This is a genomic window from Micromonospora cremea (genome assembly GCF_900143515.1).
Taxonomy (GTDB): Bacteria; Actinomycetota; Actinomycetes; order Mycobacteriales; family Micromonosporaceae; genus Micromonospora; species Micromonospora cremea.
This window is the reverse complement of record NZ_FSQT01000002.1, coordinates 4,608,547-4,632,081: the sequence shown is the minus strand read 5'-3', so window position 1 is coordinate 4,632,081 and position 23,535 is coordinate 4,608,547. Positions and strand designations below refer to the sequence as shown.

Genomic DNA, 23,535 nt, shown 5'->3' with positions numbered 1-23,535 from the left:
CTCCCCCGCCGTGGTTGACTTTCGCCGTGGTGGCCGGAATCCGGGCGAGGCAGACCCTCGCCGCTGCCTGTGCGTCGGCGGACAACAGCTTCGGCTTTCTCCGGCTGATGTTCGCCTTCGCCGTGCTCGTGTCCCATTCACTGCCGCTCGGCTTCGGCGCGGACGACCCGGGCGCCGGCCTCACGAACGGCCAGACGGCGCTCGGCGAGATCGGAATCCTGGGCTTCTTCGTCATCTCCGGCTTCCTCATCACCCGCAGCGGCACCCGGGTTCCGGTGCTTCGATACCTCTGGCACCGTGGCCTCCGGATCCTTCCGGGCCTGTGGGTGTGCCTCGTGGTGACGGCCTTCGTCTTCGCCCCGATCGTGTCCCTGTGGGAGCGCGGCACGCTCCACGGCCTCTTCGCCGCCTCCGACGGACCGTTCCAGTACGTCGTCAGCAACGCCTTCATCGCGATCGGGCAGTACGGCATCTCCGGCCTGCTGCTGGACACCCCGTACGGGCAGCGCACCGGCACGTCGGTCTTCGACGGCTCGCTCTGGAGCCTCATCTACGAAGTGCTCTGCTACCTCCTGGTCGCCGGGTTGGCGGCCGTCGGTGTGCTGCGCCGGGCCCGGTGGCTCGTGACGATCCTCGCGCTGGCCGGGGCCGGCGTCCTGCTGCACGACCTGCTCCGGGCACCGGAGATCCCGGGGCCGCAGGGCGTGCACGGCCCGGTCTTCGGGGTCAGCGGGCTGGACAGCTACTCCCTCGTCTACCTGACCTACGTCTTCCTCCTGGGCGCCGTGTGCCAGCTCTACCGGGAGCGGCTCGTCCTGCACGACGGCCTCGCCGTCGCCGCCGCCGCGGTCGTGCTCGCCACCACCCAGTTCGGCGCGTTCGCGGTGCTGGGCTACCCCGCCTTCGCCTACCTCGTCCTGTGGCTGGCGGTCCGCCTGCCGCGCTGGACCCGCCGGGTCGGCCGCCGGCACGACTACTCCTACGGCTGCTACATCTACGCCTTCCCGGTCCAGCAACTCCTGGCCCTGGTGGGCGTGCCGCGGCTCGGCCTGGTTCCCTACGTCGCGATCTGCACCGTCGCCACGGTCGCGCTCGCCGTTGGATCCTGGCACCTGGTGGAGCGGCCGGCGATGGCGCTGAAGGCCTGGTCGCCACGCCGTCGTGACACCACGACGGAGGTCCCCCGACGAGCGCCGGAGCCGGCGACCGGGAAGGTCCCCGCCGCGGTCGGTGCGGAGGAGGCGACTACCGCACGACCGCCGGCGACCAGGCATCGCGGATGAACAACTCGGCAATCCCACCGCCGTCCGCGCGCACGACCCAGAGGTCGCTCGTCGACGGTCCCTCCCCGCTGCGCGGCAGGCCGTAGATCACCCGGCGGTCGTCGAGCCACTCGATCTGGTCGTCCACGCTGCGCTGCTCGGACAGGATGGTCGACCTGGCGGTGGCGAGGTCGTACACCGCGATCCGCCAGTGCCCCGGCGCCTGGCCGGCCCGCGTCTTGACCGCGATCCGGGTGCCGTCCGGCGAGAGCGAGGGGCACTCCGCGTCCTTTCGAAGCGCGACGAGTCGCTGTTCGCGAAGGCTGCCCCGGACCAGCCAGGTCCGGCCGCCCGACGCCGCCGTCGCGTAGAAGGTGTCCCCGTCGGCGAACGTGACCCCCCAGAGATTGCGGTCCGCGGTCGTCACCCGCCTGCCGTCGACGATCAGCTGGAAGTGCTCGATGTTGGTGGAATGCCCGTCGGCAACCCTGGTCACGAGAGTCTCGGTGGAGAACTGGCCGGGGGTGGAGTAGCTGTGCCCCGCGACGAAGGTGGTCGTCGCCACGAGCGACCCGTCACGCGACAGCCGGGTGCGGCTCGGCACGCCGGAGAGCGGCAGCTCGCGGATGACCCTCCAGTCGGGACCGAGAACCTGGGCGCGGTACGTGGTGACCAGGCCGGGCCTGGCGTACAGGCACACCGCCTCGCCGCGCCGGGCGTAGACGCGGTCGCAGGCGGCCGGGGTGAACGTTCGGGGCCCGGCCGGGTCGCTGAGCGGGACCACCGCCACCCGGCCGTAGTCGTTACCGGCCGCGGTGCTGCGGAAAGCGACATGGTCGTCGGCGGTCACCGCCGTGAGGTCCGGACCGGTGGGCATCTGCGGCGCCGTCGCCACGACCTGGGTCTGCTCCCGACGGACGGAGTAGATGTAGCCGACCGTGCCGAGCAGGGTGACCAGGACGATGACGACCAGGGTCCAGACCCGTACCCGCCCGCTCATCGCTGATCCTCCGCCGCCGCGTCGACGCCGGGCACCGCCACGGGATCGAGGCGGTCCTGCCCCGACAGCAGCAAAGCGGCCATCACCACTCCCGTCATCAACAGGCCGGCCAACAGACAGAGAGCCGCCTGGCGGCCCAACAGCTGCCACAGACTGCCGAAGGCGAGCGCGCCGGCGAACCGTGCGATCACGACGACGGTCTGGGCGGCGGCGATACCGCTCCCCCGCGCGTCGCTGGCCACTCTGCGGCTGACCAGCGCGGCGAGCACGCCGTCGGTCGCGGCGTAGAACGTACCCAGCAGGACCAGGGCCGTAGCCGTCACCCCCAGGCCGCCCAGCGGCGCGGCGGCGACCAGGTACGCGACGAGCAGCGCCAGGTGGCCCCCGACGAAGACGCGCGAGCGCCCGACCCGGTCGGCGAGGCGGCCCAGCGGGATCGCCAAGGCGAGATAGGCGACGTTCGTGCCGACGAACAGCAGCGGGAAATAGCTCGCCGCGAACTGGTCGCGATCCTGCAGGGACAGGTAGACGAACCCGTCGCCGATCGTGAACACGCCCAGCACGCCGGCGGCGATCAGCGGACGCCGGAGCCGGGGACCGGTCAGTTCCCGGAGCACCCGCCGTACCGGCAGGGCCGCCGTCGGTCGGCGGCGCCGGTCCGGCACGAAGAGGACCATGACGGCGACGCCCAGCACGGCGAACGCGAACGACGCGACGAATACCGCCGAGTAGCCCCCTGGCAGGAACCACAGCAGCGAGAACGCCACCAATGGGCCGGCGGCCGCTCCGATGGTGTCCAGGGTCCGGTGGACGCCGAACGAGCGGCCCAGCGTGCGCGGATCCGACGCATCCGCGATGAGCGCGTCCCTTGGCGCCGTACGCAGCCCCTTGCCCAGCCGGTCCGCGGTCACCACCGCGGTGACCGCGCCGAGCCCGTGCGCGGGCAGCATGGCCAGCCGGCTCGCCGCCGAGAGGACGTAGCCGGCGGTGGCGACCCACTTCGGCCGGTCGGACCGGTCGCCGACATACCCGCCGAGGATTCTGACCAGCGCGCTGGCGCCCTGGTAGAGCCCGTCGACCAGGCCGTACGCCAGCACACCGAGCCCGAGCTCGGCGGTGAGATAGACCGGCAGCACCGCAGCGACCATCTCCGACGAGACGTCGGTGAGCAGGCTGACGACGCCGAGCAGCACCACGGTGGCGCCGACCCGGGGCAGCCTGCTGCCGCGCTCGCCGGCCGGATCCGCGCCTGGGCGGTCCCGGACCGATACGTACATGGCGGGGTCGCGTCAGGCCACCGACCGCAGCGCGGCCGCGAGCGCGCGCGCGACGGTTGCCTGCTGGTCGGCGGTGATCTGCGGGAACAGCGGCAGGGACAGGATCTCGGTGGCCGCCCGCTCGGCATGCGGGAAGCTGCCCGGACCGTACGGCAGGTCCGCGAACGCCGGCGTCAGGTGGACCGGACAGGGGTAGTGGATGCCCGCGCCCACGCCGGCCTCGTTCAGCCGCCGCAGGACCTCGTCGCGGCGCCCGGCGCCCCCGGGAATCCGCACCACGTAGAGGTGCCACACGTGCTCGTTCCCGGCGAGAACGACGGGACGCGTCACGTCAAGGGACGCGAGCAGTTCGTCGTAGCGAGCAGCCGCGGCCCGGCGGGCGTCGTTCCACGCGGCCAGGCGGGTCAGCTTGGCCCGCAGCACCACCGCCTGCAGCGCGTCGAGCCGGCTGTTGACCCCGATCAACTCGTGGACGTACTTCGCCAGGCCGCCGTGACTGCCCAGGGTGCGTACCACCGTCGCCAGGCCGGCGTCGTCCGTCAGCACGGCCCCGGCATCACCGTACGCCCCCAGATTCTTGCCCGGGTAGAAGCTGGTGGCCGCGACGCCGCCGGTGCCGGCTCCGGCGCCGGTGCGGGTGGCACCCTGGCACTGCGCGGCGTCCTCCACGATCGCGACGCCGCGGCCGGCGAGTCCGGCGCGGAGCCGCTCGACCGGGGCGAGCTGCCCGTAGAGGTGGACGGGGACCACCGCCCGGGTGGCCGGGCCGACGGCGGCCAGGGCGGCGTCGACGTCGACGAGGTAGGTCACCGGGTCGATGTCGACGAGCACGACGCGGGCCCCGATCCGGGCCACGGCCTCGGCGGTCGCGACGAACGTGTTCGCCGGCAGCACCACCTCGTCCCCGGCCCGCACGCCGGTCGCCCGCAGGGCCAGCTCGAGCGCGTCCGTGCCGTTGGCAACCCCGACGCAATGCTGGACGCCCGAGAACGTAGCGAACTCCCGCTCGAAGGCCGCGACCTCCTCGCCGCCGACGAACGCCGTGTTCTCGATGACGCGCTTGAAGCCGGTGCTGACCTCCTCGGCCACTTCGACGTGGGCGGCCCGCAGGTCGACGAGTGGAATCATCTGGCGCTACTCCATCTGCCGCGATCGCGGCGGGCAGGGGTCGATCAGCGACCGGGCGGACCCGACGGTGACCGGACGGCCCGGAGCCTCGATCGGCAACCGGTCGGTGCGGGTGACGATCGGTGCGGCTGGCGGTCGTACCGGCCGACCCGGCAGGCAAGCTACCAAGCGATGCGGGCGGCGGAAGGACCGTGACGGGTATCCGGCAGAACGGTTCTCGTCACGCCCCAGGCCGTACCGACTGGGCTAGTGTGCCAGCGACGGCGGCGCGGCGAAGCCGCCGCACGGCCACGGGCAGTTGTCCATTCAGTCGGATTCCCGAGATCCCCGTCGACACGGGATGGATAAAGGTTTCTCCTGTCGAATGGACGAAGCCCGGTAACGTGGCCGCGGCAGGCCCGGGTCATTGCGCCCCATGGCACGGAGCGTGCCGTGCGGAAAAGGAAGGCGGACAGTGTCGACGGCAACCACATGGCGCGGCGTGAATCTCGCCGAACCTGATCTCCGGCCGGCGGCTGGTGCTGATGGCATCGCCTCTCCGTACGTTCCTGGTCCTGTCGACGAACGGCTCAGCGGATTACCCGGCGAATCCGACGAGCGTCGGCTCTACCGGCGCATGCGCTTTATCCGCCGCTTCGAGGAAACCCTGCTCTCACTCTTTGAAGAGGGCGTCCTAAATGGCACGACACACGCGTGCATCGGTCAGGAGGCCGACGCGGTGGCGGTGATGGAGCACCTGGTCGAGGAGGACCACGTGTTCAGCAACCACCGGTGCCACGGTCACTACCTCGCCCGCACCGGCGACGCGCTCGGGCTGCTCGCCGAGATCATGGGCAAGGAGGCCGGGATGTGTCGGGGCATCGGCGGTAGCCAGCACATCTGCGCGCCCGGCTTCAAGTCCAACGGCGTCCAGGGCGGCATCGTCCCGGCCGCCGCCGGGATCGCCCTCGCCGGCCAGCTCGACGGCAGCCGCCGGGTGAGCGTTGTGTTCATCGGCGACGGCACCCTGGGCGAGGGGTTGCTCTACGAGACGTTGAACATCGCCGCGCTCTGGCGGCTGCCGCTCCTCGTGGTCTGCGAGGACAACCAGTGGGCGCAGAGCACGCCGATCGAGGCCAACCTGGCGGGCAGCATGCCGGGCCGGTTCGAGGCCTTCGGCATCCCGGTACGCGAGATCGACAGCACCGACGTGCTGGAGTTGCGCGCGGCCGCCGGGGCGGAGGTCGACTTGGTCCGCGGCGGAGCCGGTCCCCGGGTCCTGCTGATCCACACCTACCGGCTGTGCCACCACTCCAAGAGCGACGACGAACGTCCCGCCGAGGAGATCGCCGCCCGGTGGGCCGTCGAGCCGTTGCTGGTCCACGGTCGCCGGCTGCGCGACGACGAACGGCGGATCGTCGACGGCGAGGTGGAGACCGCGCTGGCCCAGGTGGTCGCGACCGCGAGGGCGCTGCGGTGATCTTCGCCAAGGAGTTGAACGAGACGTTGCGCGCCTGCCTCACCGCCGACCCCCGGGTGCTCGTGCTCGGTGAGGACATCGCCGACCCGTACGGCGGAGCGTTCAAGGTGACCCGCGGGCTCTCCACCGCCTTCCCGGACCGGGTCCGCACGACGCCGATCAGTGAGGGGGCAATTGCCGGGATCTCCGCCGGGCTGGCGCTGGCCGGCTACCGGCCCATCGCCGAGATCATGTTCGGGGACTTCCTCACCCTCGTCTTCGATCAGGTGGTCAACCACATCGCCAAGTACCAGGCGATGTACGCCGGCCAGGCGGCCTGCCCGGTCATCATGCGCGCCCCCTCCGGTGGCCACCGAGGATACGGTCCGACGCACAGCCAGAGCCTGGAAAAGCACTTCCTCGGCGTGCCGCATCTGCGGGTGGTCGCCGCGTCGCTGCTGCACGATCCCCGGGCGGTCTTCGACGAGTTCCTCAGCCAGGACAGCCCGGTCCTCTACGTGGAGCACAAGCTGCTCTACCCGCAGCACCTGACCGTGCCCGAGAACGGTCGGTGGGGCGACCTGCTGGCGACGCGGGACGCCAGCCCCGGCATGCTGCCGACGGTCTGCCTCTCCGCAGTGCCCCGCGAGGAGTGCGCGGTGACCGTGCTGGCCTACGGATACCAGGCCATGCTCGCCGCGAAAGTGGTCGAACGGCTCGCCGTCGAGGAAGAGATCTTCGTCGAGCTGCTGGTGCCCGCGCAGCTCGCACCGATGGACTGGGCGCCGGTCGAGCGCTCCGTCGGCGTCACCGGACGGCTGGTCACCGTGGAGGAGGGCAGCGGCGGTTGGTCGTGGGGCACCGAGGCGGCCGCGACGATCTCCCACCGGCTGTTCCGGGAGCTGCGTTCCCCCGTCGACGTCGTGGCCAGCGAGCCCACCGTCATCCCGTCAGCCAAGGCCAAGGAGAGCCGGGTCCTGGTCGGCGAGGGCCGGATCGAGGCGGCGCTGCGCGCCGCGGCCGCCTGAGTCCAGGGCCCGTTGAGGAGAGAGTGTGAAGCCGGTAATCGTTCCGACCAGCGACGTCAACAGTGAGCACGGGGTGCTCGTGGCCTGGTTCGTCGACGACGGGGCCAAGGTGGAGGCGGACACCCTGCTCGCCGAGATCGAGACCAGCAAGGCGGTGCTCGAGGTCGTCGCCCCCGAGGCCGGCATCGTCCTGCAGCTCGCCGAGCGACTGCAGGAGGTCCCCCTCGCCGAGCCGATCGCCATGCTCTTCGAGACGTCGGCCGACCTCGCCGAGTACGTGCGGGAGCGGGAGACCCGGGCGGCGGCCGCGGCGGCGGCTCCGGCGCCCGTCCGAGCGAGCGTCAAGGCCGTGCAGCGGGCCGCGGAAGTCGGCGTCGACCTGGCCACCCTCCAGCTCGGAAGGCTGATCACCGTCAAGGATGTGGAGGCGGCCGCCCGGGAGACCGGCGGGCACGACGACCTCCCGGCGCCACTGGCGGCCGAGCCCGGGGTGCAGCGCATCCTGCTCATCGGCGGGGCGCTGGGCGCCACCCAGGTCCTCGACATCCTGGCCGGGTCCGCGACGCAGCGGGCCGTCGCCATCGTGGACGACGACCGGCAGCGGTGGGGCGCCGACGTGCACGGCGTGCCGATCGTCGGCGGAACGGACCGGCTCGGCGCGCTCTTCGCCGAGGGCGCCTACGACGCCGCGATCATCGCCATCGGCACCTCAGTGGAGACTCGGCGTCGCTTCCGGGAGGTCTGCGCGGAGGCCAGAATCCCCCTGGCGAACGCCATCGATCCCACCGCCAAGATCGCCACCGACGTGGTCCTCGGGCATGGGAACATTATCTGCGCCTTCGCGCACCTCGGCACCGGGGTGCGGATGGGAGACAACAACTTCCTCTCCGCCTACAACTCGTTCGACCACCACAGCCGGATCGGCTCCGACAACGCGACCGGCCCGTCCTGTGTCTCGTCGGGCAAGGTGACGGTGGGCGACCGGGTGCGGCTCGGCACCGGCATCTTCATCGAGCCGAACGTCGTCCTGGGTGACGGGGTGGTGGTCGCCTCCGGCGCGGTCATCGTCCGATCGGTGCCGGCCGAGCACGCCGTCAAGACGAAGGTCGTCACGACGACAGTGGTGCCGCAGCGACGGTCCGGCCGGTAGCACCGCCCGGGCGAGGTGGTCCGTCAGATGCCGCGCCGCTTCCACGACTGCCACCAGAGCCACTCCCGGCCCCTGGCGGCGACCGCGGTGAGCACCAGCGGCTGAAGGTACGGCATGACGGCCGGCCCGATCCGCTTCCGCAGGCGCAGGCCGCGGTACTCCGGCAGCGCGCGGTACTCCGGCCAGCAATCCGCGGCGAACGCGATCAGCTCGCCCTCCGGCACGCTCGCGGTGCGCCCCCGGTCGTAGGCCCGCACCGCGCGCCGCAGGGCGTGGCGGGCAAGGCGCCGGCGCACCATCGCGTCGAGCCGGTGGGCGTCGGGCAGCAGATCGCCGCAGCGCCGCATCACCGCGTCGTACGCGGTCCTACGCTGTCGCAGGTCGTCCAGTTGGCCGGCGTAGTCCGTCTGCGACATGTTCGCGCCGTGCAGGCGGTAGTACGCCTGGTCCGCCCCGCGCACATAGCCGACGTCGGCGTGCGCGGCCAGCCGCATCCACATCTCGATGTCGCCGGCGTGCGGCAGTTCGGGATCGTAGCCGCCCACCTTGCGCTGCAGATCCGTACGCACCACGACTTCGGGTGAGGTGATGCAGCCGGTGGCCTCGCGAAACCGTCGCTCCAGCCACCAGTGCCCCGGCCAGACGGTGTGGCCCCGGTCCCGGGTGCGGGCAGGCGGCGGCGGACCGGGGTGGGTGAAATGCACCGGGTGCCCGTAGACGAAGCCGACGTTCGGGTTGGCGTCCAGCACGCCTGCCGCCCGAGTCAGGGCGCCCGGCGTCAGGAGGTCGTCGGCGGAGAGCAGCACGGCGTAGTCGCCGTCGGCCCACTCCAGCAAGCCCTCGTTGTAGGTGGCGATGTGGCCACGGTTGGTCTCGTGGACCCGGACCTCGACCCGTGGGTCCGCCGCCGCGATGGCACGCGCCTTCTTCGCCGAGTCGTCCGGCGAGGCGTCATCGATGATGAGCACGCGTACGTCGACGTCAGGCTGGTTGTCGAGCACACTGCTCACGCATGCCGGGAGATAGTCCCCGTACCGGTAGCACGGAATGACCACACTGACCGTACTCACTGACACCCTTCCGTTGGCCCGTCCGCGCCCGGTGCCGCGGGCCCGCACCGGTACCGGTGCGGGCCTGCGGCCGTTCACGGAGTCGTCGTGAAAACCACATCAACCCAGTAGTTCGCCGCATTCCAGCTGGAGGTCGGGAAGGCGACACCGGAACCGGCTCGGAAGAGGCCGTTCCCGCCGTTCGGTGAGTCGGCGATCGCCGTCAGCGGGTAGGACACCGTCGGTTGGGTGAACTGGTTACCCGTGTAGGCGTAGCGACCCACATCCGTGTGGTACGAGACCACGTACGGTGTGTTGGCCGTGATGGCGACCGGCTGGTTGAACAGCAGCGTCTGCCAGCCGGTGCTGCTCTCGTTCGTGAAGGTCCCGGTGGCGAGCTGCGCGCCGGTGTTCGACCAGAGGGTGCCGGTGTGCGTACCGGTGTTGGCACTGCCCTTGTAGAACCGCACGCCCGTCACGTAGCCGTCGAGTGCCGAGGTGATCCGCATGCCCAGCTCCAGGGAGTTCACCTCGGAGGCGTTGGGGATCGCCGGTACCACGGAGTCGTTCCAGACCGAGCAGGGGCAGCTGACCGACGTGCCGGTGGTAAAGGTCCAGGTGTACGGCGCCGCCATTGTGTTGCCCCAGGCGTCGGTCGCCCGCACCGAGGCGGTGTAGGTGGTCGACGGGGTCAGGGCGTGCTGCGGCTGGACGGTCAGCTTGCGCGTGGTGTTGTCGTAGCGGAAGCCCGCCGGGACGGAACCGCCACTCGAGGTGAGCGAGTACTCGATGCTCTGCGGGTCAACGTCGTGGCTGAAGGTCGCGGTCGGCGTGGCATTGAGCCCGACATCGGACGCGCCCGCCGCCGGGGTCTTCGCGGTGATCGTCGGTGGCTCGGTCTCGGCCCCCACCGTGTCGACGAGGACGTCGACCCAGTAGTTCGTGTTGTTCCAGCTCTGGTTCGGGAAGCCCCCGCCCGAGCCGTACCGGTAGACGCCGTTCGCGCCGTCCACCCCCGACTGCAGCAGCCGTACGGCCGACAGCCCCGCGCCCTGGTTGGCGAAGTAGTTGCTGGTGTACGAGTAGTGCCCGGTGGGCGTGTAGTACGACGCCACATAGGTGGTGTTGGCGGCGACCGGCACGGGATTGGCGAAGGTCAGCATCTGCCAACCGCTCGCGGTTTCGTTGGTGAACGTACCGGATGCGAGCGGTTGGCCCGACGCGGTCCACAGCTTCCCGACGTGCGTGCCGGTGTTCGTGCCGGCCTTGTAGAACTTGACACCGGTCACCAGGCTTGGCGCGCCGACCCGGAACTTCACCCCGAGCTCGTTCGGTGAGGCATCGAAGGAGTCGATTCCGGTCGGCACGGCGGTGGCCGGAAAGGCCGTGCAGGGGCACTGCTGCGGTCCGACGGTCACGCTCCGGGTGGTGACCGCCCCGATGTTCAGGCTGTCGTCGGAGGCCCGCACCTTGATCTGCGCGGGGCCCTGGACGCTCGGGGTCCAGGTGTAGGACCAGTTCCCCTGCCCGGTGGCCGCCGCCCAGGTGGTGCCGCCGTCCGTGGAGACCTCGACGCGGCCCAGCTGGCCGCCACCGACCTCCGTCGCGGTCCCGGTGACGGTCACCGGCGTGAGGACCGCCAGGGTGCTACCGGCCGCCGGCGCGGTCATGGTCACCGCCGGTCCCGTGGTGTCGGTGGATCTGGTGGCGGCGACCAGGTTGGCCTGCCGGGTCAGCGGCTGGGCGCCCATGTCGGCGAGCAGGTTGACGGTCGCCTGCTGCATGCGCTGGTCCTCGGTGCTGGGCAGCATCGTGTGCAGGCTGCTGAGCCCCCACGACCACTGCACCGTGCCGGCGCCGAAGACCAGGGCCCCGGAGGACTGGTCGCGATAGGCGACCAGGCTGTGCGTGGCCGTGCCGTTCCCGTAGTTGTTCCCCTCGTCGAGCAGCAGCGTGCCGTCGGTGATGGCCAGCGTCGTCGACGAGAAGGCCACCGCGCCCGGCGGGCGGACCGAGTTCTCGACGTCGGAGTCCCACTCGTAGCCGAGCGTGCCTACGGGGAACGTGGCCACCTGCCCGGACGCCAGGTTGTTGATCGACGGGATGTTCCGCCAGAGGCGAAGGTTCCGGTACGCGGCCGGGACGGTGATCGCGTCGTTGCGGTAGCCGTTGACGGTGAAGATGGTCCCGGTTAGCTGGTTGGGCGGGCTGGCACCGCCCGAGCCGGCACCCACCGAGTCGACCCAGGTGCCGGTCCACTGCCCGCTCGGGTCGGCGATCCCGTTCGGCGGGTTCTGCCGCATCTTGGTCATTTTGTAGCAGACGAGGGTGCGGTTGTCGCCGCCACCGCTGGCGACGGAGGGCTCCAGCCGGGTGCGCCAGAAGACCTCGTTGCCGCTGAAGAAGGCCAGGTTCACGCCCGCCTCGCGGGCGGCGACCACGTTGTTCCACTGGGCCTGGTTCCAGTACTCGTCATGCCCGGAGGACATGAAGACCTTGTGGTCGAGCAGGCTTGACGGCTTGGTGCTCACGTCGATGCTCGAGGTGTAACTGACGTCGTACCCGTTGCGCTCGAGCCAGTAAATCATCGGGTACTCGGCCGAGAGGATGCCGTTGTCGCCGGCGATCCGCATGGGACGGTTGTAGCTCACCTTGTAGGCCCGGCCGTCGTACGCTGGCCCGCCCCCACCGTAGAGGTCCTGGCCGCCCCAGTCGTTGTACGCCTGCCAGGTCTGGTCCGAGGTCTGCACCAGGATGTCGGAGTGGTTCGCCGGATCCAGGACGACGAACGGCACGTGCGCGAAGCCGGCGCCGTTGGGCTGGTCGAGCGTCGCGAGATAGACCCCGGAGACGGCGTCGGACGGCACCGTCCAGGTCACGTTGGTGGTCCAGTTGCCGCAGTCCACCAGTCCGGTGCCCGCGTCGTGCAGGCACGCCGGCTGGGTCCGGGCGGGGAAACTACTCGTCGGTGAGGTCGGCATCCTCCGCGCACCGTCACCGCCGTAGTAGCCAAGCCGGTAGATGTCGACCTCGAAGGTGGTCGGGGACTGTACCTTCAACTGGAGCGTCTCGCCCGGCTGAATACTCATCCGGGTGGAGAATCCTTCGATATCGCCCCAGGCACTTTCGCCGTACCAGTCGTCAAGCGGTGTGCCCGGTTTCGAGTTCTCACAGACGACGGGGTTGGAGCCGGTGCCACAAGGATCGGACACGGCTGAACTCGCTGACGCGGGAATCAGCACCAAGGCTGCTCCCGTGGCGGCCGCTACCGCGGCCCGAAACACCCGAGACCTCATTACAGATCGCCTGCTTCTTAAAGGAGGGCCGCCGGACGCTACTGAGCGTACTTAAGCGCCGGGGAGATACCAGATCTGCAGGTGTCGCGCCGCGACACCATTCGGTCAGTATCGCGCCGGGTATCGCCCGATGATCGTTCCCGACGCGCAGCCACTCGGCTCGCTACGCACAGCCGACCGGGCGGAGTCCGGTCAGGACGGTCGGGGCACTGCCTTACCGGTGGGCGTACCGTCAATCGAGCCCACGACATTGTTGGACCACTCCGCATAGGTGACCGAGCAGTCCGAACCGCATTGGCTGGTGTGCCCCCAATGAGTGGGGCCGAAGACATTGTCGCGCAGCCGCAGGCCGATCCCGTCCTGGGCGTACAGGCCGAATGCGCCGAGCGAGATGAAGCTATCCCGAACCAGGTAATCGCGCAAAGTGGAGGTTCCCTCACTCTGCGTAAACAACACTGCGGTAATCGCCTTCCAGTAGCCCGGCACCTCCTTTCCGGTGAAGGCGTCGACCCCCGGTTCCAGGCGGCTGTTACTGATGGTCACCGGTCCACTGCCGCCGTAGGGGAAGACGCCCCCGGTGTGCGCCTGGGACGGGTCGGTGAGGTGGGCGATGTAGTTGTCGTGGAGCCAGCTCCGCTCGATGGTGACGTTGGCTCCGCACAGGCACATGCCGCCGGTGTTCGCCACGTCCACGCCGCTGATCCGGATCGTGCAGGTGGCACAGTCGTTGATGGCGTGATCGGTCAGCGCGGCGTTCTGCTGCCCGCCAGCGACCGGCTCCGGCCGGATGGTCGTGTTCCTGATGTTCAGCGTGAGGCGGCCGGCGGAGTTGGCGTTGACCAGGATGGCCCGGTTGGCCGAGCCCGGCGGCGGGGCGATTATCGAGTTCGTGATGTTGACCGTGCCGTGGCAGTCGGTGCCGATGTAGATGAAGGCACGGAAGTAGATCCGGTCCAGGTTGACCGTGCCCTTGCAGTCGTACAGGTCCCATTCCTTGCTGGCCCGGTCGTGCGGTTCGTACACCCGGTAGCCGGGTGGCACGGGCAGCTGGGCGTCCGACTGCCGGTAGCGCCCGACGCCCGGTGCGCCGATCGAGAAGCGAGCGGGATAGCGGCCGCCACCGGTGGAGTCGGCGGCCCGCGCCGTGGCGGAGGCAGGTGCGGAGCCCGCCGCGGTGGGGGTCGGCGCGGGAGTGGCCGGCGTGGGCGTGGCCCCGGCCGTGGTGGCCGCCTGGCACCGCGCCGGGGTCGCGCAGCCGGTCGGCTCGGCCGCGCCTCGGTCCAGTGCCACCACCGTGACGGCGGCCCCGACCAGGAGCGCGCCGGCCGCCGCCAGGACCGGCCATCGCCTGCCGGTGCTACGCCTCTTCCCGGGCATCGACACCCGACCTCCTTCCGGTCCCGCCCGACCTACATCCGTTCCCAGGTCGTCCAGTAGCTATTCGGGTTGATCACGTAGTCGACCGTCGGCTCGGGGATGTGCTCCACCCGGTGGCGCCGGCTGAACCGGTAGATCAGCTCCCAGTCCTCCTTCGGCGCCACCGTGGAACTGCGGCGCAGCCGGCTGAACACCAGGTCCGACGACCGCCTCGCCACGAAGGGGTTGGAATCCAGGAAGCACCTCTCCCAGGCGAGCTTGCGGTCGAACGCCACGGAGAGGATGTCGCGCTGGAGCCCGTCCGGCGTCACCCGGCGCATCGCGGTGTAGACCCCGTCCGGCCGTGGGCGCGACGGGTCGTCGTCCTGCAGCCGGGTGAGCGCGGTCTGCAGGTGATGCGGATGCCAGGCGTTGTCGTCGTCGAGGAACGCCACGAACCGGGAATCCGCCAGGCCCATCCCGATGTTGCGGCTGATCCCCAGCACGTTGATGTTGCGGCGCAGGCTGACCACGTGCAGGCGGGGGTCGGTGGGCAGCTCGGGGATCTGGCCGCCGCCGTCGTCGATCACGATGACGACGTGGTCGGTCACGGTCTGGGCCAGCACCGACTCCACCGCCCGCCGCAATCCGTCCGGCCGTTTGTAGGTCAACACGATCGTCGCCACCAGGGCACGGGGCTTGACGCCGCCGGGCAGCGTGGCCAGCAACCGGGCGATCTCGGACCGTTCGAACCGGTAGAGCCCTACCGCGGTGTGCCCGAGCAGCACCTTGTTGCGCAGCTCCTCGAGAGGCAGCCAGCCGAAGGTCGCGCGCAAGCGCCGCTTCACCCAACTCATCTATGAGTCTCCACTCAGCTCTGTGCGGCCGTCGCCAACGGCTTATCACCGTCAGGCTCCGCCTCGTGGTCCGTTTGCGACCGGTCCGTCCGGCCGCTGCGCAGCAGCGGCCGGACGAAGGGCAGATAGACCGCCACTGCGGCCAGCCCGATGATTGCCAGCGAAAGGAAGCCGCCGCCGAGGACGAGGTGCAACCCCCAGGCCAGGACGCCCACTGCCACCCCGCCGAGCGCCGGCCGGACGCAGGCGCGCAGCATCAGCGCGGGCCGGATGCCCAACCGGGACAGCACCACGACGAAGACCGGTGCGACGAGCAGACCGGCCACCACCACCTGCCCGGCGGCCACGCCCGCGATGCCGAACCGGTGGGCGAACAACAGGAGCACCGGAGTCAGGCTGAACAGCCACCAGGCCTGCATCAGCATCAGGGTCTTGCGCACCCGGGTGGCCAGGCAGTCGTACGCCAGGTCGACGGCGACCCGGATCAGGCCCAGCCCCACCAGGAACTGCAGGGCCACCGCCGCCCCGGCCCAATGGTCGCCGTACACCAGGCGGATGACCGGGTCGGCGAGCACCCCCAGCAGCACGCAGCAGGGCACAGCGGCGGCCAGCACCACGGCCAGCGCCCGCTGGAAGCCGGCGGCGAACGCCTCCGGCGAATCCGCTAGGCGGGAGAAACCGGCGTACGACACCCGGCGCACGGTGTCCGACACGATCCGGACCGGCCAGCTCGACATGTTAAAGGCCATCGCGTACAGACCGAGCGCGGCCGGACCGAGCACCGAGCTGACGACGACCGAGTCGACGTTGACGATGCCGAGAGTGAGCAGACTCGCCGACGCCAGGGGAAGCCCGAACCGCAGCAACCGGGCGGCCTGCGTCCGGTCCCAGCCGAACCGAAGCATGTCGGGGGCACAGAGCGCGAACCCGACCAGCGCCACGATGTTGCCCGCGAGCGAGCCCCACGCGAAGGCCATCGCCCCCATCCCGGCGGCGGCCAGGGCGATCGTGACGGCGGTGTTCACGAGGAAGTTGGCGACGTCGACAACGGTGCGCCGGAACTGCTGGAACTCCCGGTTCAGCTTGCCAATCGGCACGCAGGCGATGCCGTCGATGACCACGGTGAGGCAGAGCAGCCGCAGCATTTCCGTCGCCTCTGGCGACCCCAGCAGGCGCGCCACCGCCGGCGCCGTGACGAAGAGCACGAGATAGAAGGCGCTGCTGGAGAGGGTCGACAGCGTCAGGACGGTCGGCGCGAACCGCTTGATGTCGCCGTCCCAGCGCACGAGGGCCAGGCTGACGCCCATCTCGTTCAGGGAGAGCAGCATCGCCAGGACCAGCAACCCGACGGCGTACAGCCCCCACTCGTACGGCCCGAAGAACAGCCGCGCCAGCACGACACCCGTGGCGAACGTGCCCACTCGACGTATGACGGTGTTGATCATGCTCCATCGGGCCGCCGCGGCGACCTTCTGGTTCAGGTCCGTCACAGAGCCGGATCTCCCCTCTGGAGCTCCTCGGAGCGGGCGATGCCGAGGTACGCGCCCGAAAGACCGAGAAACAGGAACGACGTCCCGGCCACCATTGGAAAGCTAAGCGTGTCGAAGGTGAAGGTCACCACCAGCATCACGAATCCGACAGCTACGAAGGCCTGGCCGGTCTCCCGGCGGGCCGGATCGGTGAACCGCCGCCGGCCGGCGCCGCCACAGTGCAGCGTGGTGACATAGACGAGGACGATGCTCACCACGCCGACGACGCCCATCTCCAACAAGGCAAGCAGATACTGGTTGTCGGTGTAGCGGTACATCAGCGGCAGGAAGGTGCCGAAGCCCCGGCCCGTCCAGAGCCGCTCGACGATGTAGGCGTTGACGCTCGCGCTCGTCGCGGTGCGGGACTGGGTGCTGTTGTCGCCGCCGTTCAACATCGCGGTGAAAAGGCCCATGATCGTCACGAAGAGGCCCGGCAGCGCCAGCCTCGCCACGGCCAGCGACGGCAGCACGGTGGCGAACGTCCACCCGATCCGCCGCGCGTTCCAGGTCGGCAGGAGCACGAGCAGCACCACGCCCAGACCCACCACGGAGGTCCGGGAGACGGTGGTGATGGCGCCCATCGCGATCAGCACGACCGGCAACCAGCGGCGCATTGCCTTGCGCTCACCGCCGTGGAACGCCTGCTGGAGGGCGAACGGCAGCGCCAGGGCCATGACGGCGGCGAGTTCCAGGGTGTTCGCGGCGGTCGCGGTGGGCCGGACGAAGGCACCCCTGGTGACCAGTTCCTGGGCGCCGCTCGACATCCCCGGGATCTGGATCCAGGCGGTCAGGCTCGTCCCCAGCACGAACTCGCCCAGGGCGACGACCGCGATGACGGTGCAGCACCGCACGAAGACCCGCAAGAGCCGGTCGAGGTGGTCGTAGTTCCGGACCGACGTGGCGAGAAGCACTATGGACGTCCACACCAGGAGCTGGATCAGCCCCCGGTCGGCCGCGCTCACCTCCAGCGGCTCCGCGTCCCGTCGGGCGGCGGCGACGTAGCTGAGCAGCACGGCCACCGCGACGCCGAAGAGAGCGAGCCGCGGCGCCCGGGTGAACGGCGCCGGCCGAGCCCGCCGCATCAGCCAACTGGCCAGAAACCACACCAGGCCGACGAGAACGAACAGACTCGCCACCGTCCCGGTTGCCCCGATGCCCGGGAAGACCAACCGGGACGGCACGAGCATCAGGAAAACGACGTAGAAGGTCAGCAGTGAATGGGGTCCGAGGCTGGCGATGCGCTGCTGGGAGAGATAGACCCGGCTGGCTCGCCGCAGCGCCGGGACCGCGGGGGGAAGGCTAGCTTCCGTTACGTCGGTCGACATTCTGGCCTCTGTGGTGGGACCTCTCAGAGGACCGGTACGTGGTGGACGGCGCCCCCGACGGCGAGGCTTTCCACGCCCCGCTCTCCTGCCGCGGAGCCGGACCCGTCCCGGGCCGCACGCTGAGGATCACCGTCTCCTCGGCTCCGCCGCGACTGCCGCGACCCTCGACGCCGTTCGTGACCACCGCGGGCTTTCCCAGGACGGCACGGTCGTCCCGCTCCGGGTTCGGCGGCGGCTGCGGGCGCCGGGCCGGGGCCGGTCGGCCGGGCACGTTGGCGGAGCCGCCGGCAGCGACCGGGGCGGGCGCGGCGGCAGCGGTGGCCAGCTCCTGACGTCGCTGGCGGGACCGCGCCAGGCTCTCCACCACGAACGTCAGCAGCAGGGCGAACGCGGCGGTGCCGCCACCGGCCGCGATCACCAACTTGAGCTTGTCCTTGAGCTGCGGCTCGGGCTTCTGCGGCGGGATGATCTCGGTCATCCGGACCATGTCCCGCTCCTTGACGTCGTTCTTCGACTGGATCTTCGCCAGCTTGGCCTCGGCGTACCGCGCGATCGTCGCGGTCGAGGCAAGCAGATGGGCCTGGTCCGTGCCGGTGACGGTGAAGGTCAGGAAGGGTCCCTGCGCGCCCTCAGCCAGCCCGACCTCGAAGTCCTCGGTCACCCCCATCTTAAGTAGCTCCGCCTGGGCATCGGTGGACTGGAGGCTGCGACCGAGGAAGTCGGCGGTGGCTACCAGGGAACCGTTGAAGTTGAGGAACGGGTTGTCGTTGTGCTCGCCCGGCGTGGCTGCATCGGTCGCGACCGGCGAGCTGAGCAGGCTGACGGTGGTGGTCGACTGGTACGAGGTCGGCACCAGCACGAAGGCGGCAATGCCGAGCCCGACCGCCAGGACCATCATTGGCAGGAGGATGTACCAGCGGGCGCGAGCCACCGAGAGGATCTCGCCTAGGTCCACGACGCCCCTCCAACTTCTCTAGGACGTCAGTCGTCGGTAATTGAAAGAGCATTCCTCGACACCGGGGACGGTTCCGCGCCGAAGGTCGAAGTCAAGCTATACAGACCGGAGGCACGACGGCTACCGCCGATCCGGTCGAGTTGCTTGCTGCATTCGTCCATGCCCCGTGGCATCCTCCACGCCTGAGTCGTCACACAGCATAAGCGGCGAGCGGACCAGAAAGGACCCGAAGGGCGTGTATATGTCTGATGTCTTGGCGACGCTGCGTCGGCGGTGGTATCTCGCCGCCACCGGCCTGGTGGTCACCGCGCTGGCCGGCCTGGGCGCGCCCCAGGTCACGCCGCGTTACCTCGCCTCCGAGGTCGTCGTGATGCAGCCGCCGGTCTCGCCCTACGCGCCCAACCCGATGACCGGGCTCTACCCGTCCATTTCGATCACCGGAGCGGCGGTGGCGGAGCGGCTGAGCACGCCCGACGCGAAGGCGCGCCTGCGGACGGCGGGAGTGACCGGTCCGTACGCCTTCCAGCCCCGCAACACCGGCACCAACCAGGAGCCCCGGTACGTGATCGGCTCGATGACCATGACGACGATCGCATCCGACGAGGAGAGTGGGCTACGCGCGCTCGCCGTCCTCAGGGACGCCTTCGAGCAGGAGCTCAAGAGCTTGCAGGACCGGTGGAAGGTGGCTCGGCAACTGCGTATCACCACCGCCGTCCTCGTCCCGCCGAGCGCGACGTTGCAGCCCCACTCGCCGTCACGGGCCCTGGTCGGCGCCGGGCTGCTCGGCGTCATCGCGACCCTGGCGGTGACCCTCTGGACCGACGAATTTTTCCGCCGCCGCGGCACGCGCCGATCGGTGAACGTGACCCGGTGACCGATCGTCCGCATCAGAGTTGCCGACGTTGCCGCAGGTCAGGGCCAGGAAACGGGCACATTCGGTGAGTCCTCTGTAAACATCCCGACACGCCGGGCGACCCAACGGTTGATTGTTTACTCAATCAGCGGCGGGGAGCGTACGCAGGGAATCAGCTCGAACGTGAACCGAGGTGACCCGGACGTGATCAATTCCCGGCCCCACATCACCATCCTCGTGGCCAACCTTCCCGCCGAACGCGATCGCCGAGTCATCAGGGAATGCCTGAGCCTCGAGGCAAATGGCTTCGACGTCACCGTCATCGCGCCACGTGGCGACAAAAGCCTGCGCACTTTGCCGGGCAGTCGGAACACTCGGCTACGCCCCTATCCAACCTTTGTCTACGGCCACGGGGTACTTTCGTACGGCGTCGAATTCGCCTGGTCGTTCCTCTGGATCGCCGTCCGCCTGCTGGCCGAGGTGCTCGGTGGACGGGCGCACGCGGTGCAGGTGTGCAACCCGCCCGATGTCTACTGGCCGCTGGCGCTGCTGCTGCGGGCCCTGGGCCGCCCTTGGGTCTTCGACCACCACGACCTATGCCCCGAGGTCTACGCGTCCCGCGTCGGCACCCCGAACAAGTGGGCCTTCCGGGTTCTCCGGGCCTTCGAGTGGCTGACCCTGCATACGGCCACCGAGGTCGTGGCCACCAACGAGTCGTTCAGGGACAACGCCGTACGGCGTGGCGTCTCGCCGGCACGGGTGACGGTGGTCCGCAACGGTCCGACCCGGGGGGAGGTCGCCGAGCCGGGCGAAACCACCGACCCGGCGGATGGCCGCCAGGCCGACCAGAAGGTGGTCTATCTCGGTGTCTTCGGACCACAGGACAATGTAGAGGGAGCCGTGCTGACCGCCGAGCAGTTGATCCGTCGCCGCGGGCGTACCGGCTGGCGCATGGTGCTCGCCGGCGACGGCGAGAGCATGCCGGCGCTGACCAGGCTCGCCACGGACCGGGGCCTGACGGACGTCGTGGAGTTCACCGGTTGGCTCGACGGCGTGGCCGTCGACGAACTGCTGCGCACCGCGACGGTCGCGATCCAGCCCGACCTGCCGACCCGGATGAACGAACTGTCCACCATGGCCAAGACCGTCGAGTACCTCGGCCGTGGTGTGCCGGTCGTGGCGGTGGACCTCCTCGAGACCCGTCGCAGCGTGGGTGAGGCCGGCGCCTACGTCCCCTCCGGTGCACCGGAGGAGTTCGCCGAGGCCATCGACGAACTGCTGGACGATCCGGCTCGCCGGGCGCAGATGCGGGCCGTCGGGCTGGCCCGCTTCCGGGAGACCCTCGCCTGGGAGCACCAGGCCGACGCCTACGTCGCGGTGTGGCGCCGGCTCCTCGCCAAGCGACTCCCCGACGGCGTTGCCACGCCCGTCTCCCCCGCCGGCGCGGTCGCCGGACCGGCCACGCGGGCGGGCGACGCGGCGCCGGCCGAGCACCACCCGTCGGCGGCGACCGAGGACCGGGTAACGGCGCGGTGACCAGCATCGTCATCGCCGCCCACAACGAGCGCGCCGTCATCGGCCGCTGCCTCGATGCCCTGCTGGCCGAGGCCGCGCCCGGCGAGTTCGAGGTCACCGTCGTCGCCAACGGCTGCACCGATGAGACCGCCGCCGTCGCCGCCGAGCGACCGGGGGTACGGGTCGTCGAACTCGCCGAGGCCGGCAAGCCGGCCGCCCTGAACGCGGGGGACGAGGCCACGCGCGGATTCCCGCGCATCTATCTCGACGCCGACATCGTGCTCTCCACACAGGGGGTACGGGCCGTCGCCGCGGCGCTTGACGGACCGCACCTGGCCGCGACGGTCCGCCGGGAGCTCGACCTGACCGGCCGGCCGATACTGGTGCGCGCCTACTTCAGCGTCCACCGCCGTCTGCCGGTCTTCCGGGACGGTCTCTTCGGGCGCGGCGTGATCGGACTGTCCGAGGCCGGTCGGCATCGCTTTGACCGGTTCCCGGCGCTCGTGGCCGACGACCTCTTCCTCGACTCCTTGTTCGGGGCGGCCGAGAAACGGCAGGTCGACACGGTGAGCTCACGGGTGGCGACCCCGCGGCGCACCGGGGACCTGGTGCGCCGGCTAAGCCGGGTCCGCAGAGGCAACTCGGCCATGCGTGCCGCCGCCGGCCAGGGCCAGGTCGGGGCGCGCGTCCACCCCGCGGCCCGCCTCTCCTGGCTCCGTGACGTGGTCCTCCCCCGGCCCTGGCTCGCCCCGGCGGCGCTCTGCTATGTGGCGATCACGGTCCTCGCCGCGCTGTCCGCCCGGAGCCACGCTGAAGGCGCGGCCGGTTGGGGGCGCGACGACTCGTCCCGACAGGAAGAGGCGCATGCCCGAGTCCGACGGTAGGCACGTGCCGACCGGCACCACCGTCAACATCTGCTTCCACGGCATCGGCGAGCCGCGCCGGGACCTCGAGCCCGGCGAGGAGCGCTACTGGATCCGGCCGGACCAGTTCCACGCCATCCTGGACGACCTGCTCAGCTGGCCGGCGGCGCGGATCAGCTTCGACGACGGCAACCTCTCCGACGTGCGGATCGGTCTGCCCGGGCTCACCACCCGCGGCCTGTCGGCCGAGTTCTTCGTCCTGGCGGGGCGCCTCGGGACGGCCGGCAGCCTGGACGCAGACGACGTACGGGAACTGCAGGGTCACGGCATGACGATCGGCACGCACGGAATGCACCACCGCTCGTGGCGCGGAATGGACGAGCAGACCACGTACGACGAGCTCGTCGCGGCCCGGTACCGTCTCGTCGAGGTGGTCCAGCAGGACGTCACGACGGCCGCCTGCCCGCTTGGGCAGTACGACCGCAGGGCGCTCGGCGAGCTCCGGCGGCTGGGCTACACCGCAGTCTTCACCAGTGACCGCCGGCCGGCCAAGCGAACGGCGTGGCTCCAGCCGAGGTTCAGCGTCCGCCGCGACGACACGCCCGCCACCCTGCGGGCTGCCGTCGAGGCCAGCCGAGGCTGGCCCCGACGAATCCGGGGCGAGCTGGTGAGTGTGGCCAAGCGCTGGCGGTAGCTGGCTCACCTGGCGGAGTGCACGGTCGCCGGCCCCGGCACCTCCCGGATCTTCGCGGGCCTGAGCAGGTCCCGCACTGCTGCCCGGCTGGTCTGCCGGCCGAGCAGGGCGCGGCTGCCCTCACGAGCCAGGAGCACGAACCAGTAGGCCGCGGTACACGCCAGGCCGTGCCGGCGGCGGTAGAGGCGTACCCGATTGAGGGTGAGCAGCGCCCACAGCTTCGGTGAGTGCCGGGAGTCACCCTCCAGGTGCACGGCGTGGGCACCGGGTACAAAGCGCGTAACGAGACCCGCGTCCCGGGCCCGCAGGGCGAAGTCGGTCTCCTCTGAGTAGAGGAAGAAGGACTCGTCCCAGGGGCCACATCGCTGCCAACACTCTCGACTGATCAGCAGCGTGGAACCCTCGGCCCAGTCGGTGACCGACTCCCGGGCGTACCGGCGATCGTCGGTCACCACCTCGCCGATCACGGCGTAACGGCCGGCTCTCCGGGCCCCGAGAATGGCGTCCCCGAGGGCACGGAGGATGGTGGGTTCGCGGCGCAGGGTCGGGATGAGCGCGCCTGCATCATCCACGATGTGCGGCACCGCGATGCCGGTGCCGTTCGTGCCGAGGGCGGCCAGCAGGGTCTCGACGCAGCCCGGCCGGAGCCGGACGTCGGGGTTGAGCACGAGCACCGCCGCGTGCGGCGGCGCTACGGCCACGGCCGCGTTGATACCGGCGGCGTAGCCCGCGTTGCGTCCCATCTCGACCACGGTCGCCTCGGGCGCCAGGCGACGCAAGGCGGCCACGGTGCCGTCGGCGGAGGCGTTGTCGGCGACCGTCAGGTGCCAGGACAACGCGCCCAGCCCCGGGCCCAGTGCCGCGAGGAGATCAGGCAGCAGCCGCTCGCTGTTGTAGGTCACCACAACGACGGCAACCCTCACCTCGGTAACGCTCATCAGGTGCTCCCAGCCATGAAAT

19 protein-coding genes are annotated in these 23,535 nt (G+C 70.4%); 8 read left to right on the top strand and 11 right to left on the bottom strand.

Annotated elements, in window-relative coordinates:
- Window positions 1-26 precede the first annotated feature (26 nt).
- Window positions 27-1,283, top strand: coding sequence for an acyltransferase family protein (locus BUS84_RS35205; protein WP_074318632.1), 1,257 nt, complete (start codon window positions 27-29; stop codon window positions 1,281-1,283).
- Here BUS84_RS35205 and BUS84_RS35200 read toward each other — a convergent pair.
- The 3 genes from BUS84_RS35200 to BUS84_RS35190 are packed head-to-tail and all read right to left on the bottom strand — an operon-like array spanning window position 1,246 to window position 4,667.
- On the bottom strand, window positions 1,246-2,262 hold the full coding sequence (locus BUS84_RS35200; RefSeq protein WP_074318631.1) for a TolB-like translocation protein: 1,017 nt from the start codon (window positions 2,260-2,262) through the stop codon (window positions 1,246-1,248). The two genes, BUS84_RS35205 and BUS84_RS35200, sit on opposite strands and share 38 nt — an antisense overlap.
- Window positions 2,259-3,539 carry an MFS transporter gene (locus BUS84_RS35195; RefSeq protein WP_208869804.1) on the bottom strand — a complete coding sequence of 427 codons (1,281 nt, stop codon included), beginning with the start codon at window positions 3,537-3,539 and terminating at the stop codon, window positions 2,259-2,261. The genes BUS84_RS35200 and BUS84_RS35195 overlap by 4 nt, the downstream gene beginning before the upstream one ends.
- Before the next feature lie 12 nt (window positions 3,540-3,551).
- On the bottom strand, window positions 3,552-4,667 hold the full coding sequence (locus BUS84_RS35190) for a DegT/DnrJ/EryC1/StrS family aminotransferase (protein ID WP_074318630.1): 1,116 nt from the start codon (window positions 4,665-4,667) through the stop codon (window positions 3,552-3,554).
- A gap of 616 nt (window positions 4,668-5,283) precedes the next feature.
- On the opposite strand from BUS84_RS35190, the gene BUS84_RS35185 reads away from it, so the two are divergent.
- Genes BUS84_RS35185 through BUS84_RS35175 form a run of 3 tightly spaced genes read left to right on the top strand, consistent with a single transcriptional unit; the run spans window position 5,284 to window position 8,283 of the window.
- Window positions 5,284-6,126, top strand: a complete 843-nt coding sequence (locus tag BUS84_RS35185) for a thiamine pyrophosphate-dependent dehydrogenase E1 component subunit alpha (RefSeq protein ID WP_244298827.1) — start codon at window positions 5,284-5,286, stop codon at window positions 6,124-6,126.
- On the top strand, window positions 6,123-7,133 hold the full coding sequence (locus BUS84_RS35180; protein ID WP_074318629.1) for an alpha-ketoacid dehydrogenase subunit beta: 1,011 nt from the start codon (window positions 6,123-6,125) through the stop codon (window positions 7,131-7,133). The genes BUS84_RS35185 and BUS84_RS35180 overlap by 4 nt, the downstream gene beginning before the upstream one ends.
- A 25-nt stretch (window positions 7,134-7,158) precedes the next feature.
- The gene (locus BUS84_RS35175) at window positions 7,159-8,283 is read left to right on the top strand and encodes a biotin/lipoyl-containing protein (RefSeq protein ID WP_074318628.1); all 1,125 of its coding nucleotides are present in this window, start codon (window positions 7,159-7,161) and stop codon (window positions 8,281-8,283) included.
- Window positions 8,284-8,306: 23 nt separating this feature from the next.
- Here BUS84_RS35175 and BUS84_RS35170 read toward each other — a convergent pair whose 3' ends face one another.
- The 7 genes from BUS84_RS35170 to BUS84_RS35140 form a co-directional block, all read right to left on the bottom strand.
- Entirely contained in the window at window positions 8,307-9,338 is a 1,032-nt protein-coding gene (locus BUS84_RS35170) for a glycosyltransferase (RefSeq protein WP_208869980.1), read from the bottom strand.
- Window positions 9,339-9,427: 89 nt separating this feature from the next.
- Window positions 9,428-12,421, bottom strand: coding sequence for a N,N-dimethylformamidase beta subunit family domain-containing protein (locus BUS84_RS35165; RefSeq protein ID WP_244298825.1), 2,994 nt, complete (start codon window positions 12,419-12,421; stop codon window positions 9,428-9,430).
- A gap of 399 nt (window positions 12,422-12,820) precedes the next feature.
- Window positions 12,821-14,011 (bottom strand): hypothetical protein, encoded by a 1,191-nt coding sequence (locus BUS84_RS35160; RefSeq protein WP_074318626.1) that lies wholly within the window; start codon window positions 14,009-14,011, stop codon window positions 12,821-12,823.
- 26 nt (window positions 14,012-14,037) lie between these two features.
- On the bottom strand, window positions 14,038-14,841 hold the full coding sequence (locus BUS84_RS35155) for a glycosyltransferase family 2 protein (protein WP_074318625.1): 804 nt from the start codon (window positions 14,839-14,841) through the stop codon (window positions 14,038-14,040).
- Window positions 14,842-14,855: 14 nt separating this feature from the next.
- The gene (locus BUS84_RS35150) at window positions 14,856-16,331 is read right to left on the bottom strand and encodes an oligosaccharide flippase family protein (protein ID WP_074318624.1); all 1,476 of its coding nucleotides are present in this window, start codon (window positions 16,329-16,331) and stop codon (window positions 14,856-14,858) included.
- Window positions 16,328-17,695, bottom strand: coding sequence for an O-antigen ligase family protein (locus BUS84_RS35145; RefSeq protein WP_143728610.1), 1,368 nt, complete (start codon window positions 17,693-17,695; stop codon window positions 16,328-16,330). The genes BUS84_RS35150 and BUS84_RS35145 overlap by 4 nt, the downstream gene beginning before the upstream one ends.
- Complete coding sequence (locus BUS84_RS35140; protein WP_074318622.1) at window positions 17,670-18,650, bottom strand: YveK family protein; 981 nt, start codon at window positions 18,648-18,650, stop codon at window positions 17,670-17,672. The genes BUS84_RS35145 and BUS84_RS35140 overlap by 26 nt, the downstream gene beginning before the upstream one ends.
- Window positions 18,651-18,891: 241 nt before the next feature.
- On the opposite strand from BUS84_RS35140, the gene BUS84_RS35135 reads away from it, so the two are divergent.
- The 4 genes from BUS84_RS35135 to BUS84_RS35120 all read left to right on the top strand — a co-directional run bounded on the left by BUS84_RS35135 (window position 18,892) and on the right by BUS84_RS35120 (window position 22,575).
- Window positions 18,892-19,524, top strand: a complete 633-nt coding sequence (locus BUS84_RS35135; protein WP_143728609.1) for a hypothetical protein — start codon at window positions 18,892-18,894, stop codon at window positions 19,522-19,524.
- A 183-nt stretch (window positions 19,525-19,707) separates the two neighbouring features.
- Entirely contained in the window at window positions 19,708-21,039 is a 1,332-nt protein-coding gene (locus tag BUS84_RS35130; protein WP_244298824.1) for a glycosyltransferase family 4 protein, read from the top strand.
- Complete coding sequence (locus tag BUS84_RS35125) at window positions 21,036-21,902, top strand: glycosyltransferase family 2 protein (RefSeq protein WP_074318620.1); 867 nt, start codon at window positions 21,036-21,038, stop codon at window positions 21,900-21,902. Before BUS84_RS35130 ends, BUS84_RS35125 begins: the two co-directional genes overlap by 4 nt.
- On the top strand, window positions 21,883-22,575 hold the full coding sequence (locus tag BUS84_RS35120; protein WP_074318619.1) for a polysaccharide deacetylase family protein: 693 nt from the start codon (window positions 21,883-21,885) through the stop codon (window positions 22,573-22,575). The genes BUS84_RS35125 and BUS84_RS35120 overlap by 20 nt, the downstream gene beginning before the upstream one ends.
- A 5-nt stretch (window positions 22,576-22,580) precedes the next feature.
- Here the strand turns inward: BUS84_RS35120 and BUS84_RS35115 are convergent, their stop codons facing one another.
- On the bottom strand, window positions 22,581-23,513 hold the full coding sequence (locus tag BUS84_RS35115; RefSeq protein WP_074318618.1) for a glycosyltransferase: 933 nt from the start codon (window positions 23,511-23,513) through the stop codon (window positions 22,581-22,583).
- Window positions 23,514-23,535: the final 22 nt, after the last annotated feature.